The 16583-nt window shown below is 59.8% G+C and carries 17 protein-coding genes; 7 read left to right on the top strand and 10 right to left on the bottom strand.

Annotated elements, in window-relative coordinates; translation table 11 throughout:
* Position 1: 1 nt before the first annotated feature.
* A complete protein-coding gene (locus AAF659_RS04890; RefSeq protein ID WP_349750562.1) occupies positions 2 to 958 on the top strand; it encodes a hypothetical protein in 957 nt (318 codons plus the stop codon).
* The gene (locus AAF659_RS04885; protein WP_349750561.1) at positions 955 to 2892 is read left to right on the top strand and encodes a HAMP domain-containing hybrid sensor histidine kinase/response regulator; all 1938 of its coding nucleotides are present in this window, start codon (positions 955 to 957) and stop codon (positions 2890 to 2892) included. The genes AAF659_RS04890 and AAF659_RS04885 overlap by 4 nt, the downstream gene beginning before the upstream one ends.
* Positions 2893 to 2900: 8 nt before the next feature.
* On the opposite strand, the gene gorA is transcribed toward AAF659_RS04885, so the two are convergent.
* From gorA to gspE, 10 genes are read right to left on the bottom strand one after another with little or no spacing between them, the layout of a single operon-like run.
* Entirely contained in the window at positions 2901 to 4265 is a 1365-nt protein-coding gene (gene gorA, locus AAF659_RS04880) for a glutathione-disulfide reductase (RefSeq protein WP_349750560.1), read from the bottom strand.
* Positions 4266 to 4278: 13 nt separating this feature from the next.
* Positions 4279 to 4797 (bottom strand): type II secretion system protein M, encoded by a 519-nt coding sequence (locus AAF659_RS04875; RefSeq protein WP_349750559.1) that lies wholly within the window; start codon positions 4795 to 4797, stop codon positions 4279 to 4281.
* Positions 4797 to 6092 carry a type II secretion system protein GspL gene (gene gspL / locus AAF659_RS04870; protein ID WP_349750558.1) on the bottom strand — a complete coding sequence of 432 codons (1296 nt, stop codon included), beginning with the start codon at positions 6090 to 6092 and terminating at the stop codon, positions 4797 to 4799. Before gspL ends, AAF659_RS04875 begins: the two co-directional genes overlap by 1 nt.
* Positions 6093 to 6126: 34 nt before the next feature.
* Positions 6127 to 7161, bottom strand: a complete 1035-nt coding sequence (gene gspK, locus AAF659_RS04865; protein WP_349750557.1) for a type II secretion system minor pseudopilin GspK — start codon at positions 7159 to 7161, stop codon at positions 6127 to 6129.
* Entirely contained in the window at positions 7158 to 7862 is a 705-nt protein-coding gene (gspJ, locus tag AAF659_RS04860) for a type II secretion system minor pseudopilin GspJ (protein ID WP_349750556.1), read from the bottom strand. Before gspJ ends, gspK begins: the two co-directional genes overlap by 4 nt.
* On the bottom strand, positions 7859 to 8251 hold the full coding sequence (gspI, locus tag AAF659_RS04855) for a type II secretion system minor pseudopilin GspI (RefSeq protein ID WP_349750555.1): 393 nt from the start codon (positions 8249 to 8251) through the stop codon (positions 7859 to 7861). The genes gspJ and gspI overlap by 4 nt, the downstream gene beginning before the upstream one ends.
* Complete coding sequence (gspH, locus tag AAF659_RS04850; protein WP_349750554.1) at positions 8251 to 8799, bottom strand: type II secretion system minor pseudopilin GspH; 549 nt, start codon at positions 8797 to 8799, stop codon at positions 8251 to 8253. Before gspH ends, gspI begins: the two co-directional genes overlap by 1 nt.
* Before the next feature lie 7 nt (positions 8800 to 8806).
* Positions 8807 to 9244, bottom strand: a complete 438-nt coding sequence (gene gspG / locus AAF659_RS04845; RefSeq protein ID WP_349750553.1) for a type II secretion system major pseudopilin GspG — start codon at positions 9242 to 9244, stop codon at positions 8807 to 8809.
* Between the two features lie 5 nt (positions 9245 to 9249).
* Positions 9250 to 10458, bottom strand: a complete 1209-nt coding sequence (gspF, locus tag AAF659_RS04840; protein WP_349750552.1) for a type II secretion system inner membrane protein GspF — start codon at positions 10456 to 10458, stop codon at positions 9250 to 9252.
* A 3-nt stretch (positions 10459 to 10461) separates the two neighbouring features.
* Positions 10462 to 11961 (bottom strand): type II secretion system ATPase GspE, encoded by a 1500-nt coding sequence (gene gspE, locus AAF659_RS04835; protein ID WP_349750551.1) that lies wholly within the window; start codon positions 11959 to 11961, stop codon positions 10462 to 10464.
* A 96-nt stretch (positions 11962 to 12057) separates the two neighbouring features.
* Here gspE and AAF659_RS04830 point away from each other — a divergent pair, with 96 nt between their 5' ends.
* The 5 genes from AAF659_RS04830 (at position 12058) to AAF659_RS04810 (ending at position 16580) form a co-directional block, all read left to right on the top strand.
* Complete coding sequence (locus tag AAF659_RS04830; RefSeq protein ID WP_349750550.1) at positions 12058 to 12675, top strand: type II secretion system protein N; 618 nt, start codon at positions 12058 to 12060, stop codon at positions 12673 to 12675.
* Between the two features lie 15 nt (positions 12676 to 12690).
* Positions 12691 to 13323, top strand: coding sequence for a transglutaminase-like cysteine peptidase (locus AAF659_RS04825; RefSeq protein WP_349750548.1), 633 nt, complete (start codon positions 12691 to 12693; stop codon positions 13321 to 13323).
* 74 nt (positions 13324 to 13397) lie between these two features.
* Positions 13398 to 13793 carry a MerR family transcriptional regulator gene (locus AAF659_RS04820; protein ID WP_349750547.1) on the top strand — a complete coding sequence of 132 codons (396 nt, stop codon included), beginning with the start codon at positions 13398 to 13400 and terminating at the stop codon, positions 13791 to 13793.
* Between the two features lie 12 nt (positions 13794 to 13805).
* A complete protein-coding gene (locus AAF659_RS04815) occupies positions 13806 to 14969 on the top strand; it encodes an isovaleryl-CoA dehydrogenase (RefSeq protein WP_349750546.1) in 1164 nt (387 codons plus the stop codon).
* A gap of 3 nt (positions 14970 to 14972) precedes the next feature.
* The gene (locus tag AAF659_RS04810) at positions 14973 to 16580 is read left to right on the top strand and encodes a carboxyl transferase domain-containing protein (protein WP_349750545.1); all 1608 of its coding nucleotides are present in this window, start codon (positions 14973 to 14975) and stop codon (positions 16578 to 16580) included.
* The last annotated feature ends 3 nt before the right edge of the window (positions 16581 to 16583 follow it).

Genomic DNA, 16583 nt, shown 5'->3' with positions numbered 1-16583 from the left:
TATGTGTAATCGACTCTTGCAGGCAGGGAACCGCCTGATCGCACGCCTCGCGGGGCGGCGAAAGGGCCCGATATGGGGGTGCAGGGGGCTCCTGGTACTTCTGGCCTCGCTGTGCCCGGCCGGAGCCGCTCTGGCCGAGTCGCCGACAACCATCCAAGTCGCGCCCACGGATCACCCCAGATATGAGCAGACAAGACGTCTGCTATCGCAGCAATTCGATGATGTGGTGTTCCGCGCCGGATCCGCCGGCGTCGGCTCTGACGATCTGGTCATCACCCTTGGTCAGGCGACACTGTCCGAGATCCGCGCCAACAGCCCGGAACAGCCCATCCTGGCTCTATTCACCGAGTCTCAGGCCATCCATTCGATCATCCAGAGTCAGAATCAATTCTCGGCGATCTACTCAGATCCTCCCCTCCTTCGGCAGGCTCGGCTGGGCCAGCTGATCATCCCCAGAGCCGGTAAGGCAGCCATACTCGCCTCGCCGGAAAAGGCTGGGCGTTACAGTGATCTCCGCACCCGCCTCGGTAAGATCGGGCTGGAATCACGGGTCTTCGTAATCCCTTCCCAGGATCGGCTCATACGGCATCTCGCCAGGGCGCTCAGCTACGGCGACTTTCTCTTGGGGACGCCGGATCCGAGCATTTTCAACCGCCAGACAGTCAAGCCGCTACTGCTGACCAGTTACCGCAGCAACCGCCTTGTTATCGGCCCCTCCCGCGCCTTTGTCAACGCTGGAGCTGTAGCGTCCACCTATACCAGTTCCCGGGGTCAGATCCGGGAGGCGGTCGAACTGATCCGCCATTGGCGTGATGAGGGAGAGTTGCAAAGCCCGCGTTATCCGCGGACGTTCAGCGTTGCGGTCAATGAGCAAGTGGCGCGCTCCATGGATCTGCTTGTGCCCTCAGAAGAAGAACTGAAAAAGACCCTTACGCGCCACCAGGAGGACGAACCATGAAAAACGTCCGCTGGACCCTCTATCACTGCCTGCTGCTGCTTGGCATGCTGCCCGCCGTCGCCATGTTTGTGCTGATGTTGCTGTTCTTTACTCAGGCACGACTGGAGGATGCGCGCCAAAGCCTTTTCCGTAGCACTCAGCTGACTGCGGACAATCTCGGCCCTGCTGTTGAGTTCCCTCTGATTTCCGGTAACCAGGCCGAACTCAACGGTATCATCAGCCAGACTCTGAAACGCTCCGCCGCTCACCGCATTGAGGTGATCAACCGCAACGGCGATGTGCTGGCAGTCGTTTCTGAAGCATCCCCACCGGATGCAACGGTGCACCATTTCACAAGCCCAGTACGACAGACCGCAATCAACCTTGATGCCGTAGGGCGGCGAAACGGGGTCAATTCCATGGCCACCGACGATTGGCAGGAAAACGATGGTCGCCGCCTCGGCAAGATCCAGATTGCGGTTTCTGAGGCTGAGCTGGCGGGCGAGCAGCGGGACATACTCTGGACCTCTGCCGGCATCGGGTTGATTCTTTTCGCGGCCACATTCCTGTTTTCAGGTCGTCTCGCTCAGCGCCTGAGCCGGCCCATTGAGCGGCTTGCCGACAACGTGCAGAAACTACCGGACGCCGCCCCGGACTTTACTGGACGCGAACCCAGCGTGGCACGTGAGATCCAATCTCTACAGCAGGCGGTGGAGGCGATGACTCAGCGTCTGCGTTCAGCAGAGAAGGAACAGGAGATCAGCTTTCAGGAGCTGGCTCAGGCTCGGGACAAAGCCGAACAGGCCAGTCGTGCCAAATCTGACTTTCTGGCCATGATGAGCCATGAGCTGCGCACTCCGCTTCACGGAGTGATCGGTATGCTTCAGCTTCTCGAAGAGGAAGCACTCGCCCCCAACCAGCAGGACTATGTTGTTACCGCACGTCGTTCCACCGAAGATCTACTGGTCATCATCAACGACCTCCTGGATTTTTCCCGTATCGAGCGCGGTCGTCTGGAGCTTGAGGATACCCCCTTCGATCCTAAGAGTGTCATCGAAAACTGTTTTGCCTCCTTCCGCCACGACGCCGAACTCAGCCACCTCAGCTACCGCCTGAAGCTTGAGGGCGACTGGGAGACAACACCGGAGGTATTTGGCGACCCGGGGCGCCTGCGTCAGGTTCTTGCGCATTTGATCGGCAACGCCATCAAATTCACGCCTGAAGGCGAGGTAACGATCACGGCCACCTGGCGCCTGGACGACGAAATCGAGGGAACACTGATCTGCGAGGTCAGTGACAGCGGAGCGGGTATACCAACTGAAAGACTGGGGGACATGTTTGACAGCTTCGAACGGCTGGATTCGCCGTCGTCACGCTGCAGTAGCGGTACTGGTCTCGGCCTGCCACTGGTCCAGCGCCTGGTGGAGCTGATGGGAGGGCATATTGCCGTCGATTCGGAGCCGGGATGTGGCAGCAGATTCCGCTTTGTGATCCCGATGAAGGTGCGGGAGTGGGCGCCCGATCCGGATGCCGAAGGCGATATCCCCACAACCGCTTCTTCTCTGGATTCCGGAGTTCACGAGGCACTCGTTGTTGAGGACCACCCAGTCAATCAGCGCGTCGCTGCCCGTCAGCTGGAAAATCTGGGATTCCATGTGCGCTGTGCCTCCAATGGGGCAGCCGCGGTGGACGACATCTGCGAAAGCGGCCACCGCTATGATGTTATCCTCATGGACTGTCAGATGCCGGGCATGGATGGCTGGGAGGCGACGCGCCGGATACGAGCCTGTGAACGCCGCACTCAGAGCCCGCAGACGCCGGTGATCGCGATGACTGCGGACGTACTGCCAGACACTGAGGAGTCCTGCCTGGAGGTGGGTATGGACGCCTATATGCCCAAACCGGTCCGACGTGATGGCCTGCGAGACACACTGAGGCGGGTGCTCCCGCTATAGCCGTAGGTTCAGTCGGTGGCCGGCTCACGCATGGTCACAAATTCTTCTGCTGAAGTCGGGTGGATTCCGACAGTGCTGTCAAATACCGCCTTGGTGGCGCCGGCTTTCAGCGCCACAGCGATGCCCTGCATCATCTCACCCGCTTCGGGGCCTACCATATGAGCCCCCAGGACCTGATCTGTGAACGAATCAACGACCAGCTTCATCAGCGCCTTCTCTTCACGGCCGGAGAGCGTGTGCTTCATCGGACGGAATGAGGTGCGGTAAATTGTGACGGAATAACCGGCCTCCCGCGCCTCTTGCTCGGAGAGTCCGACAGTACCGATTGGCGGTTGGCAGAACACGGCGGTCGGGATATGGGTGTAATCCATACGCTTACTTCCACTGCCATAAAGCTGATCGACCATCACCATGGCCTGCTCAATGGCTATCGGGGTCAGCTGGGGGGTGCCAATGACGTCGCCCAAAGCATGGATGCCGGAAACACTGGTCCGGAAATGATCATCGGTGATGATAGCGCCGCCATCATCGGTCGCGACCCCCAAGGATTCCAGCCCCAGGCCTTCGGTGCGCGGGACACGCCCGGTCGCGGCCAGTACAAGCCCGGTCCGGTGAGTGGTGCCGTCTGTCAGGGCCAGTTCATAACCCTCGGCGGTTGAGGTTATGGCGTTAATATTGGTATTGAAACGCAGATCAACGCCCTTACGAGCCATTTCGTGGGCTACATGCTCCCGGATGTCACCGTCGAAGCCGCGCAGAAAACGCTCGCCCCGGTAGATCAGCGTCGTCTGGACGCCAAGCCCTGCAAGGATGCCGGCAAACTCCACGGCGATATAGCCACCACCCCAGACGGTTGCTGTTTCAGGGAGTTCGTCCAGATAGAACATGTGATCTGAAATAAGAGCATGCTCACTTCCGGGGATATCCGGAACTACCGCTTTACTGCCGGTGCTGATGGCAATGCGCTCGGTTGTCAGGACAGTACCGTCAATCTGCACGGTGCCAGCATCCTCAATGCTGGCTGTGCCCTCAATAAGGGTCACTCCGGCGTTATCGATCAGTCGCCGATAAATGCCATTGAGGCGCTGGATCTCACTGGTCTTATTATCTCTCAGGGTCGCCCAGTCAAATCGGATGGCTTCATCCGCGACATCAAATCCATACCCCCTGGCATCCTCAATGTCTTCTCTCACATGGGCGCCGTAAACGAAGAGCTTTTTAGGCACGCAGCCCACATTGACGCAGGTCCCCCCGAGATCTGCGGATTCCACAATGGCAACGTGCGCTCCGGACTGGGAGGCCATACGCGCGAGACGGACGCCCCCGGAGCCAGCTCCGATGACAATAAGATCGTAATCAGGGGAATTCGACACTTTTTCCTCCGAATCAGGGTGCGAGGGTCAGGCGGGCATCCACCAGACCGGGTTTTTTGGTTCTATCCAGCGAGGCCTGATCGACGGCCAGTCCATACTTGCTCTGCAGATGGGCCAGCCACTGGGTCAGATCCGTAAACGGCACGGCCTCCAGCCACAGCCGCATAGCGTCATCACCACTGGGTTCAAAGCGCTGCAACGGCAGACCCGATCGATCGGCTGACTCGGTTACCGTCTTGAGCAGATCCGCATCACCAAGCGAGGCACCCTGCCCGGACTCGCCTTTCTGGGCAATGCGTTTCAGGTCCTGTTCGCGGGCGCTGACCCAAGCTACCCTCTCACGCGCCTGTTGCATCCGCTCATAACCTTCGCCTCTGAACTCCACAATCGGGCGCCAGATCCCGAGGTACAGAATGGCCAGTGCCAGTGCTACAAGCATGATTTGAAGGGCGCGCCTGTCCCGGTTGCTCAGTTGCTCGTAATGGGCAATGGCGGAGCGCGCTGCCGGGATCTTGCGGATTATCTCAGGCATTATCCTGAACCTCCCTGTCTGACCGTGAGCCGCGCCTCGGTGCCATCGTCATTGTTGACGACGGAGCCAATACGGGCATTGAAACCAGAGCTGCTGAGTCCGTTCCGCATGGTATCAAGCTGGGCGAAGCTTTGGCCGCGGAGCTCGACCCGCAGTTCACCCCGGCTGCGGCTGAACTGGATGGCGTCAAAGCGAAGGCTCTGCGGCTCATCAAGACGCTGATACTGTTGCCCTGTTGCTCTCAGCATGGCCAGCAAATCACCGCCGCCACCACCTTCGCTGGCTGCACGCATTTTGCCCTGGACAACGCGCTGCAGATTGCCGGCATGGGTACGACTGTCATCCGGAAAGTAGTCACGGTAGATTGAGACGGCCTGTTCATCAAAGCGCTCCGCCTGATTGCGGTAGTAGACACCTTCCGCAGCCATGAAACCAAGCTGGGCTACAAGGCCGATAACAGCCACAACGGCGACGGCACGCCAGCGCCACAGGGGTGAGTGCCCGCTTGCGTGCGCTCCGTGCTCGCCCTGGCAGAGGTTGATTGCTTGCGCGTCTCCTTCAGCCAGACTTGCAACCATCAGACGCAGAGGCGGTTGCTCAAGGGTTTCCACATGGATGAGCGCATCCGGGTGCTGCTCCAGTGAAGCGAGTGCCATCCGGTGTACTTCCGCCGCCTGCGGTGTTGCCAGAAGACAGACGCCCGGCGGTGTTTCGCCACCATAAGCCTCAATCAGAGAGTCCATGAACACACCCAGACCCTCGACAGGCACTTCGTACCAGCTGTCATCACGTTGCCGGATCAACGCCTGGTTTTCCTCCACCAGGATGGTCCATTGGTGCTGGGCGACAGGCAGCAGCATGGCATCCGCATGGATAGCCTGAACCGGATAGCCGAAGGTTTCGAACCAGGCTGCGTAGACATCCATACGCTCCCGATCAATCGCTGCTACCTGCCATTCATTATGTGTCTGTTCGCCAAGAGCCAGATGAACAGAATCAATATCCTGTGCCAGCTGTTCTTCTACGGCAAAAGGTAGCGCCTGCCGGATCATGCGCTTCTGGCGGCCGGGAATACGCGCGGAACAGGGCGTTACGTCAAACGCCGGTATAATCCCGATGACCTCGGCGGCTTCCACGCCAATCGACTGAAGCTTGGCTTCCAGTGTATCCCGGGTCTCCCCCTGGCCTTCACCGGCATTACTGCCGGAGGCATCCAATAGCACCCATTCAAACCGTTCGGCGTCGGCGTTTTCACCGGCTTCGGTTCCCGCTCTTATGTAGAGTTGATAGGCCATATCATCCGTCTGCTCTAGCCCTGTGCAAATGCGTCTATTCAGACGCCTGAATCTGTTCCTTAGTGATCAGCTGGTTCCTGCCGGTATCCCGGGACAACACCCTGACCTGACCGTCGCGCGTGCGCTGGACCTTTGAAACCATCCGGAACACTGTACCACTGACGCTGACTTTTGCGGCGATTTCAAAGAAGTCCGTGCTTACTCCAAGACCGTCCGCCTCCAGCCCCAAGCCAGCGAACTCGGGCAGTGCCAGGAACGCCTCCACGTCCTCCACCGGCGACTCTCGCAGCGTCTCATGAACGCTCTCCGCCTGCCCCTCGGTGATGCGATCATGCAGTGAGCGTATCACGAGGGGCGAAGCGAAGTTGACATTGAGGCTACCGTCCCGGTTCGGCAGAACCGTGATATGTGGACGCAGTCGCTGATAGGATGCCTCGCTCATACCGTCAAGAAGCCGGACTTCGGTTACGCTCACAAAGGGCTGATCGGCGGCCCTATAGGCTGGATCCAGGAGCATGTAATCACTGTCCTCAGCGCCAGCCCCGCCGGTACGCTGATCATCCGCGTCCACCCAGTCGATGAAGGTCTCGGTGCGCACGTTGCGGATTTCCAGCGCACGTAGCAGCCGGTCCAGCCTGTCGCGCTGGCGTTTGTTTACCGTGCCATCAACCTCCGTCAGCGCATTGAGGTTCAGGCGACCACGCAGGTCATTGATCTGGGCTTCGATCACCCCCTGCTCCACTGGCAGCGTCAGAGCGTTACGCGCCCAGTCCTCATTGGGATGATCCACCTCCTGTCCAGTGGTGGTTTCTCCTTGGCCACTGCTGCTGTCTTTATCCTGGGTTTTGCCGCTACCCTCAAGATCGCGTGCGAGAAACTGGCGCGCGAACGCTTCTGCTCCGAAAGCCAGGCTCCGGGCGTCATTCTGGGCCAGGTAGGTGGTTGCGCCCCGAATCATCACGCTCTGGCGCGACAGCATCCCCGAGGCCAGGATGGAACCGAGCGCGAACGCCATCAGGACGATGATCAACGCCACGCCCTTTTCGCCATTAAAGCGCGCGGGTTTCATTCGTTGCTCTCCCCATCGTCACCATTCGGGTCGCCCCGACCGCTGCTGAGCGCCATGGATTCACCCAGCGCCACGACCCGGCGCAGTGTCCCAAAACGCTGATGCTCGATCACCACCTCTACCGCACGTGGCAAGGGCATTCGGAGGACATCGGTGCCTTCAGCTTCAGCAAATCCACCGCTGCTTCCGCTGTCAGCCGGCCACTCGCTCAGCCACTGGCCATTAGGGTCGCGGAACCGTACCTCTACGGATCCGACATTCTCTAGCACCGCCTGCTCCCGGCTCTGGGTACTCTGAGCACGGTCCAGAACCGGCCAATAGCGACGGATCAGACGTTCCTCGATTTCCTGATACTCCCAGGCCACACGCTGGAGCTGGCTGCGCTTGTCCCCAAGCGGGTTGCGCCATCCCTGGCGCGTCAGCTCCAGATCCGCGCCGCTCCTGCGGCTCGTCAGTGCCGGAAGGCGTTCACCATAGGCATCCTTTACGGGCCGTTTAACGGCCTGAAGCAGATCCCGCTCCAGCAGGGAAATGGTTTGCTGAACATCGCGGAAGGCGCCGGAAACCCGCTCAATACCGTCACGGGAAGCCATCAAGGTATTCATGACCTGCCAGACGCCGAGCGAAATCATACTGGTGATGAATACCGCGATCAGAACCTCGAGCAGGGTAAACCCGTGTTCCCGCTTGCTTGTCCTCATCGGTTACGCTGCCCCAGAAAACCTGTGAAAACCAACTGCTGCACTGGGTTGCCATGATTCGGTTGCACGCGGTAAAGGGTGATCTCCACTCGCCGTATTGCGGAGTCCTCAGTATTACTGACGTCGGTCTCCACTTCCCACTCGTGGCCTCCGAATTCCAGTTCATCATCCGATTGACCGGTCGCGGGCATCTGATCCTGAAGGCGCATTTCAGTGAGACGGTTCTGGGCGATCCAGGAAGCCATGGTCTGACTTTCAATCCGCCGGTAGTTGCTCATGTACCCGGAGGCCACCTGCTGCAGCATGGCAGCCAGGAGTCCGAAAATCATCAGCGCAATCATCACCTCCATGAGCGTAAAACCGCGGGCGCGTCCCGCTCCAACAGGCATTACAGGCGCCCCCTGTAGTCCTCGTCACCGGGCTGGAGCCATTCAACCCCGGTTGCGCCATCACTGGTCAAAATCTGTGCGCTTCCATCGGACGCTCCTTCCCACCAGAGGTAGAGGTCAAAAGCAGTGGATTCGCCTGAGGAGAAAAACACTAGATCCGGCTGCGATTGCTCTTCATCATCGTCCGTTTCCAGGGCCTGCGCTTCACCACCATCGGTCATCAGATCAAGCTCTACCCATTCGGGCAGGCTGCCTCCAGCAAGACCGCCGCGCGGAAGGGGCGCCCACTGGCCCTGGTTACGATCCAGTTCGACAAAGCCATAGCCCTCTTCGCGGAACCGTATGCCGATCTCACGATTGGTCATGACAGCTTGCTCGGAAGCCGCCTGCATCCTGAGATAGAGACTGCGCGTCATCTCCTCCAGCTCGCGCCTTTCCCCGCCGCCGCCAACGCTGAGCCCCACAAGGCTGATCAGCAGGCTCACCACAACAAGCACCACCATCAGCTCAATGAGAGTGAACCCCGATAGTCGCTGACAACGCTCCATGCCGGATCTACTCTTCCACGTCCCAGACGCTGATGTCGCCATTCACGCCTTCACCGCCCTCGCGGCCGTCCGCTCCGTAGGAGTAAAGATCGTAGGGGCCTTCGGAACCCGGTTGTACATATTGGTAATCATTACCCCAGGGATCTTTGGGGATCGCACTCATATAGCCATCCGGATTCCAGTTGGAGGGTTCTGGAGAGCCACCGGGTTTCTCCACCAACGCATCAAGCCCCTGTTCAGTAGACGGATAATGACTGTTATCCAATCGGTAAAGGTCCAGAGCGCTGCTGATGTTGCGCAGCTGGGCCTCGGCGGCGGTGACCCTTGCCTCATCCCCGCGGCCCATGATGTTTGGAGCCACCAGCGCGACCAGAAGCCCGAGGATCACCATTACCACCATGATCTCAATCAGTGTGAAACCACGACTACGATTTGCTTGCGTCATTATCATCAACCCATTAGTTGGCTCATATTCATGATTGGCAGCATGATCGCCAGAACGATGATCAGTACCACCCCTCCCATCACCAGCAGCATTAGGGGCTCAAAAAGCCCGACCAGAGCGGAAATCTTGCCCTGAAGATCGTTCTCCTGGTGTGTAGCTGTGCGTTCGAGCATCTGGTCCAATTCGCCACTGGCCTCACCACTGCCGATCATGTGGATCATCATCGGCGGAAAGTAGCCGGTATTCTCCAGAGCATTCTTCAGCGACCCACCCTCACTCACCGATTGCGTCGCTTCCCGGATCCGTTCTTTCAGGTACTCATTGGACAATACCTCGCCAGCAATACGCATTGCCTCCACCAACGGTACGCCACTGCTTGTGAGAATGCTCACAGTACTGGCGAAACGGGCTGTATTCATGCCTCGGCTCAATCGGGAGATAAAGGGTACATGAAGTAGCTGGCGATGAAACCTGAGGCGGAAAGACGGGCGGCGCATTGCGATCCGGAAAGCGATCCCCCCAACCACCAGCAGTATCAGCAAAAGCCATCCCCAATCCACAAAGAAGCTGCTGACCGCCAGCAGTCCTTTGGTCAGCGGCGGTAGCTCCTGCCCACTGCGCACAAACACATCAATGATGTCCGGCACCACATAGGTCAGCAGGAAGATGACGATAGCAATGGCTACGAAGGTCAGTATTACTGGATAGATGGCCGCCAGCTGGATCTTCTGCCGGGCCTCCTGACGGGCTTCGGTGTAGTCAGCAAGGCGGTTGAGTACCAGATCCATATGCCCGGCATGCTCGCCGGCAGCCACCGTTGCGCGGTACAGCTGCGGAAATGCGGAGGGGAACTCCCCCAGGCTGCCAGCCAGCGTATGACCTTCCAGCACTTTGGCACGAACAGCCAGCATCATGCTCTTGATACGCGGTTTGTCGGCCTGGTTGGCAATGGCGGCAAGGGCCTGTTCAACGGGTATGCCGGACTGGATCAAAGTGGCCAGCTGGCGTGTAACCAGCGCCAGGTCGGCAGCCGACAGCCCCCTGCCCAGGGAGAACCCGGTCCCCTGCTGGCGCTCTTGCGTCGGTGACACCTCCAGCGGTGCCCAACCCCGGTCTCGCAACTGCTGGCGAACAGCACGCGAACTGTCGGCCTCCAGAACGCCTTTCTTCTGCTTACCACGGGCGTCTAGCGCCTTGAATTCAAATGCTGCCATGAATCATCCCCGGTGCGTCACCCGCAGCACTTCCTCTACCGTGGTGGTGCCGTTAAGGATCTTGCTTACACCATCAGTATGGATGCTGGGTCCGCGCTCACGTGCTGCCTGTTCCAGGGACTGCTCTGCGGCCCGATCATGGATCAGGGTCCGGAGCCCCTCATCGATGCCAACCACTTCGTAGATCCCCATACGCCCCCGGTAACCCAGCTGGTTACAGGCATCACAGCCCCCGTTGTGATAGATGGTGGGTGGGTTGTCAGGATCGGCGTTCAGGAAGCGGCATTCGGTGGCATCTGGTGTATAGGGTTGGCGGCATTCCGTACACAGCATCCGTACCAGGCGCTGGGCAACAATACCAGCGAGGCTTGAGGAGATCAGGAAAGGCTCCACGCCCATGTCAATCAGGCGCGTAATGGCGCCAGTCGCAGTATTCGTATGCAGTGTGGACAGCACCAAGTGGCCGGTCAGGCTGGCCTGTACCGCGATTTCGGCGGTTTCCAGGTCCCGGATCTCGCCGATCATGACCACGTCCGGATCCTGGCGCAGGATCGCCCTCAGGCCCCGTGCAAAGGTCATGTCCACCTTGGGGTTCACCTGGGTCTGTCCAATACCGGGCAGGTTGTATTCGATTGGGTCTTCAACGGTCAGGATATTGCGCGAGCGATCATTGATCTCGCTCAGAGCGCCATAGAGTGTTGTGGTCTTACCCGATCCTGTGGGACCAGTGACCAGAATGATGCCGTAGGGGCGGTTCACCAGATTCTTGACCAGGCTCAGATCCCGCTCGGACATTCCGATGGAATCCAGCTCCAGAAGCCCGGCCTCCTTGTCCAGCAGGCGCAGCACCACGCGTTCGCCATTGGAAGACGGCATGGTGGACACCCGGATGTCTACCTCCCGCCCGGCCACGCGCAGCGAAATGCGCCCGTCCTGAGGCACCCGTTTCTCGGCGATATCCAGCCGCGCCATAACCTTGATGCGCGAGACCAGCAGTGGTGCCAGAGCCCGCTTGGGCTGGACTACTTCCCGCAGCACCCCGTCCACCCGGAAACGCACTACCAACCGTTTTTCATAGGTCTCGATGTGAACGTCCGAAGCACCACTCTTGATCGCTTCGGTAAGAATGGCATTAATCAGGCGGATAACCGGTGCGTCATCCTCCTGTTCCATAAGGTCTTCCGTTTCCGGAACCGATTCCGCAAGGCTAGCGAGATCCATATCCTCGCCAATCCCCTCCACCATTTGCATGGCTTCCTCGGAATCGTTCTGGTACGCACGAGTCAGTGCATCATCAAACGCCTCGGCTTCCATTTCCCGAAGCCGGGCGCGCCCTCGACTCAGACGGGTGGCTTCGGCAATAGCCCGGGCCGATGCTCCCGGCCGCACCAGCAATTCCAGTTCACCCTCATCATCCCGGGTAAGCACAACGCCATTGCGTCGGGCAAAACTGAAGGGCAGTCTGGCTTCCGTGGTGCGCGTGTCGTTCAGGGTTTCGCCCATATCGCAAACCGTGCGGTGTTGGTTTGTGGTTACGTTAGTATCCCGGGATAATGAAGGCAACCATCATTCCCGGTCACCGGAAAGGGCTGATTGTCCATGGAAAAACGCATTAATGCCATCCCCGTGGTCACAGCAGCAGTGCTCGCTGTGGCAATACTGGCACTGATTGGTTGGCAGGGGCTCCGGATGAGAGAAAACGTTTCCGCTACGCCGCAGGCCGTTGCCAGAGATAACGCTTCGACGGACAGCAGTCGGGAAAGGGATGCTGCCCCGCCTCAGTTGGAGCAGCTGGCCTTTTTCGGCACCGCCGGAGACCAGACCGACGAACCTGTGGAACGTGCGGAGACCCTTCCGGAAACCAACCTGCAGCTCGTGCTCCGGGGTGTAATGGCGGGAGACACGGATGAAACCGATAGTGCACTCGTAGAGGGACCTGATGGCGAGACCAAAGTCTATCGTATTGGTGATGCCCTGCCCGGCAATGCCAGCTTGCGCGAAGTGCGTCAGCGCCGGATCGTCATTGAGCGTGCTGGTGCGCTGGAAACCCTTACTTTTCCCGAAAATGAAGGGAACCGGCTGGCGCTGGGCAGCAACCAGCGCTCGTCACCGAACAACAGTGACAGCGACGCAACGGAAGGCGCGGCGCCCTCCGCTGATCGTTCCAGTGACGTCCGGAGCCGACTTAATAAACTCCGTGAACGGCTCAGCAACTAATCCGGAATCCGTTCTATGCGCCTGGGTCTGGTTATGGCGGTACTGCTCACTGGCCTCGCCCACGGTATCGACCTGGGCAAGGATCTATTGGAATACGTCCAGCGTGAGTACGGCAACGCGGCAAAGCAGCGATTGACTGACTGGGACGAGCTCATTGAACAACACCGTGACGTCACGGAGACCGAACAGGTTCTGGCCGTCAACCATTTCTTTAATAAGCGTGAATTCGTCTGGGACATCGACCATTGGGGCCTCAGGGATTACTGGGCCACCCCTGTCGAGTTCCTTGCCACCGATGCCGGCGACTGCGAGGAGTTTGCCAACGCCAAGTACATGACGCTGCGCGCCATGGGAGTGCCCGAAAAACGCCTGCGTATCACCTACGTGGATGCAATCCATCTAGAGCAGGCGCACATGGTGCTCGCCTGGTATCCCGACCCCAACGCCGAGCCCTTGATCCTTGATAACCTGGTCAATCAGATCCAGCCCGCCTCCCGGCGCACCGATCTCAAACCCGTGTACAGCTTCAATGGCACCGATCTCTGGTTGAGCCGAGATGAACGTTCAGACCGTCGTGTTGGCAGCGCCGACGAGGTTCAGCAGTGGCGTCATCTCCGCGACCGCATGCTCAGCATCACTGGGGACTGATTCCATCTCTCTTCACGATTGCGAGCGCTTTAACCTTTACGTTAACGTCAACGTTATAGTTAAAGGATCGTTCCATGAGTGCGGAAAGCCAGACAACCTACACCATCAGCGACCTGGCGCGAGAGTTCGACATCACCACCCGCACCATCCGCTTCTATGAAGAAGCCGGCCTTCTTGACCCAAGGCGCGAGGGCCAACAGCGCATCTACAGCGATGCTGACAGGGTCAAGCTCAAGCTTATTCTGCGGGGCAAACGCCTGGGGTTCAGCCTGGCCGAGTCCCGGGACATCATCGAAATGTACGACCCGGAATCCGGAAATGAACGGCAACTCAATGCCTTACTGAAAAAAATTCGCGATCGACGTGAACAGCTGAACGACCAGATGCGCGAGCTCCAGCTGATGCAGATGGAGCTTGAGGAGGCGGAGCAGCGCTGCCTCGACACCATGAACCGTAACCAACAACAATAATCCGGAGTACCCATGACCTATCCAGGCCTCAGCTTCAATCTCGACGATACCACCGTCATGTTGCAGGATCAGGTGCGCCAGTTCGCCCAGGGCGAGATCGCTCCGCGGGCAGCGGCCATCGACAACGACAACGCCTTCCCCCGGGATCTCTGGCCCAAGCTGGGCGATATGGGACTGCTAGGCATGACCGTCTCGGAATCCGACGGCGGCACTGGCATGGGCTACCTCGCCCACACCATCGCCATGGAGGAGATCAGCCGGGCCTCTGGCTCCGTAGGCCTAAGCTATGGCGCCCACTCCAACCTCTGCGTTAACCAGATCTTCCGCAACGGCAGTGGCGAACAGAAAGCAAGCTACCTGCCGAAACTGATGACCGGCGAACACGTCGGCGCACTGGCGATGAGCGAACCCAATGCGGGATCGGATGTGGTCAGCATGAAGCTTCGCGCCACCCGAGAGGGTGACGGCTATCGCCTGAACGGCAGCAAGATGTGGATCACCAACGGCCCGGATGCGGACGTCTACGTGATTTACGCCAAAACCGATCCGGAGAAGGAAGCCAAAGGCATTACCGCCTTCCTCGTCGGAAGGGATACGCCCGGTTTCAGCCAGGGCCCCAAGCTCGACAAACTCGGCATGCGCGGATCCAACACCTCCGAGCTGATCTTTCAGGATGCCTGGGTCCCCGCAGAGAACATTCTGGGCGCCGAGAACGATGGCGCGCGAGTGCTGATGTCAGGGCTGGACTACGAGCGCGTCGTGCTGGCCGGTGGCCCAGTGGGCATCATGCAGGCCTGTCTGGACCTGGTTCTGCCCTACGTGCACGAACGCAAGCAGTTCGGTCAGGCCATCGGCGAGTTTCAGCTGGTCCAGGCCAAGGTCGCGGATATGTACACCGAGCTCAACGTCTGCCGCTCCTACTTGTACACCGTGGCGGCCGCCTGTGACCGGGGCGAGACGACCCGCAAGGACGCCGCTGGAGCCATCCTCTACTGCTCCGAGAAGGCCACAAAAATGGCGCTGGAAGCCATCCAGATTCTGGGCGGCAACGGTTACATCAACGAGTACGCCTCAGGCCGGCTGCTGCGCGACGCCAAGCTCTACGAGATCGGTGCTGGCACCCAGGAAATCAGGCGTATGCTGATCGGACGGGAACTCTTCAAGGAAACGGAGTGAGTCATGACCATTCTTGAATCCCGGATCAGCACCGAGGATGTCCTTTTCCAGGAACGCCGCGAGCACATGCAGGGGCTGGTCGATGACCTGACGGAAAAACTTGAGACCGTCCGGGAAGGCGGCGGCGAAAAGGCCCGGGAACGCCACCGGAGCAAGGGTAAGCTGCCGGTGCGCGAGCGCATCAACCGCCTTCTGGATCCCGGCTCCCCCTTTCTGGAGCTGGCACCCATGGCGGCCTATCAGGTCTACGAGGGCGAGGTTCCGGCCGCCGGTGCCGTGGGCGGTATCGGGCGGGTCAACGGCGTCGAATGCATGATTCTGGGCAACGACGCCACCGTCAAGGGCGGCACCTACTTCCCGCTGACCGTCAAGAAACACCTCCGGGCCCAGACCATTGCCGCCGAGAACCACCTGCCCTGCATTTACCTGGTGGACTCGGGCGGAGCCAATCTGCCCCAGCAGGACGAGGTCTTCCCGGATCACGACCACTTCGGCCATATCTTTTTCCGCCAGGCCAATCTCTCGGCCAACAGCATCCCCCAGATCGCCGTGGTCATGGGCCCCTGCACTGCCGGTGGCGCTTACGTGCCCGCCATGGCGGACGAGGCCATCATGGTCGAAGGCCAGAGCACGGTTTATCTGGCCGGCCCGCCGCTGGTCAAGGCGGCCACCGGTGAAACCGTCTCCGCCGAGGAGCTGGGCGGTGCCGCCATGCATACCAGCACCTCTGGGTTGGCGGACCATCTCGCCCACAGCGAGGAGGATGCGCTGGAGCGTGCCCGTGCCTGCATCGGCAATCTCAACTGGCACAAGGGCGACTGGCTGCAGCGGCGTGAGCCCAAAGAGCCGCTCTACCCAGCGGGAGAGCTCTACGGCATCGTACCCACGGACCTCAAGACACCCTACGATGTGCGCGAGATCATCGCCCGGCTGGTGGACGGCTCCGAATTCGACGAATTCAAGGCCCGCTTCGGAACCACCCTGGTGTGTGGGTTTGCGCACTGGGCCGGCATGCCCGTGGGCATCATCGCCAACAACGGCATCCTTTTCTCGGAATCCTCCCAGAAGGGGGCGCACTTCGTGGAACTGTGCTGCCAGCGCGGCATCCCGCTGGTGTTCCTGCAGAATATCACCGGTTTCATGGTTGGGCGCGAGGCGGAACAGGGCGGCATCGCCCGCCACGGCGCGAAGCTGGTCAATGCGGTGGCCTGCGCCGGGGTGCCCAAGTTCACCGTCATCATCGGCGGCAGCTTCGGCGCCGGTAACTACGGCATGTGCGGGCGTGCCTACGAGCCGCGCTTCCTGTTCATGTGGCCCAACGCGCGCATTGCCGTGATGGGCGGCGAACAGGCTGCCGGGGTTCTCGCGGACGTGAAACGCAGTGCCATCGAGCGCCAGGGCGACACCTGGTCCAACGAGGATGAACAGGCGTTCAAGCAGCCTGTCATCGAGCAGTTCGAACGCCAGTCCCACCCCTACTACGCCAGCGCCCGGCTCTGGGACGACGGCATCATCGACCCGGTCAAAACCCGGGAGGTGATTGCCCTCGCCCTGTCCGCGGCACTGAACGCCCCCGAGGCCGACACGCGCTACGGCGTTTTCCGGATGTAAGGA

Origin of the sequence: Salicola sp. Rm-C-2C1-2, from assembly GCF_040196175.1 — a bacterium.
GTDB lineage: Bacteria > Pseudomonadota > Gammaproteobacteria > Pseudomonadales > Oleiphilaceae > Halospina.
This window is presented reverse-complemented; position numbering and strand designations above follow the sequence as displayed.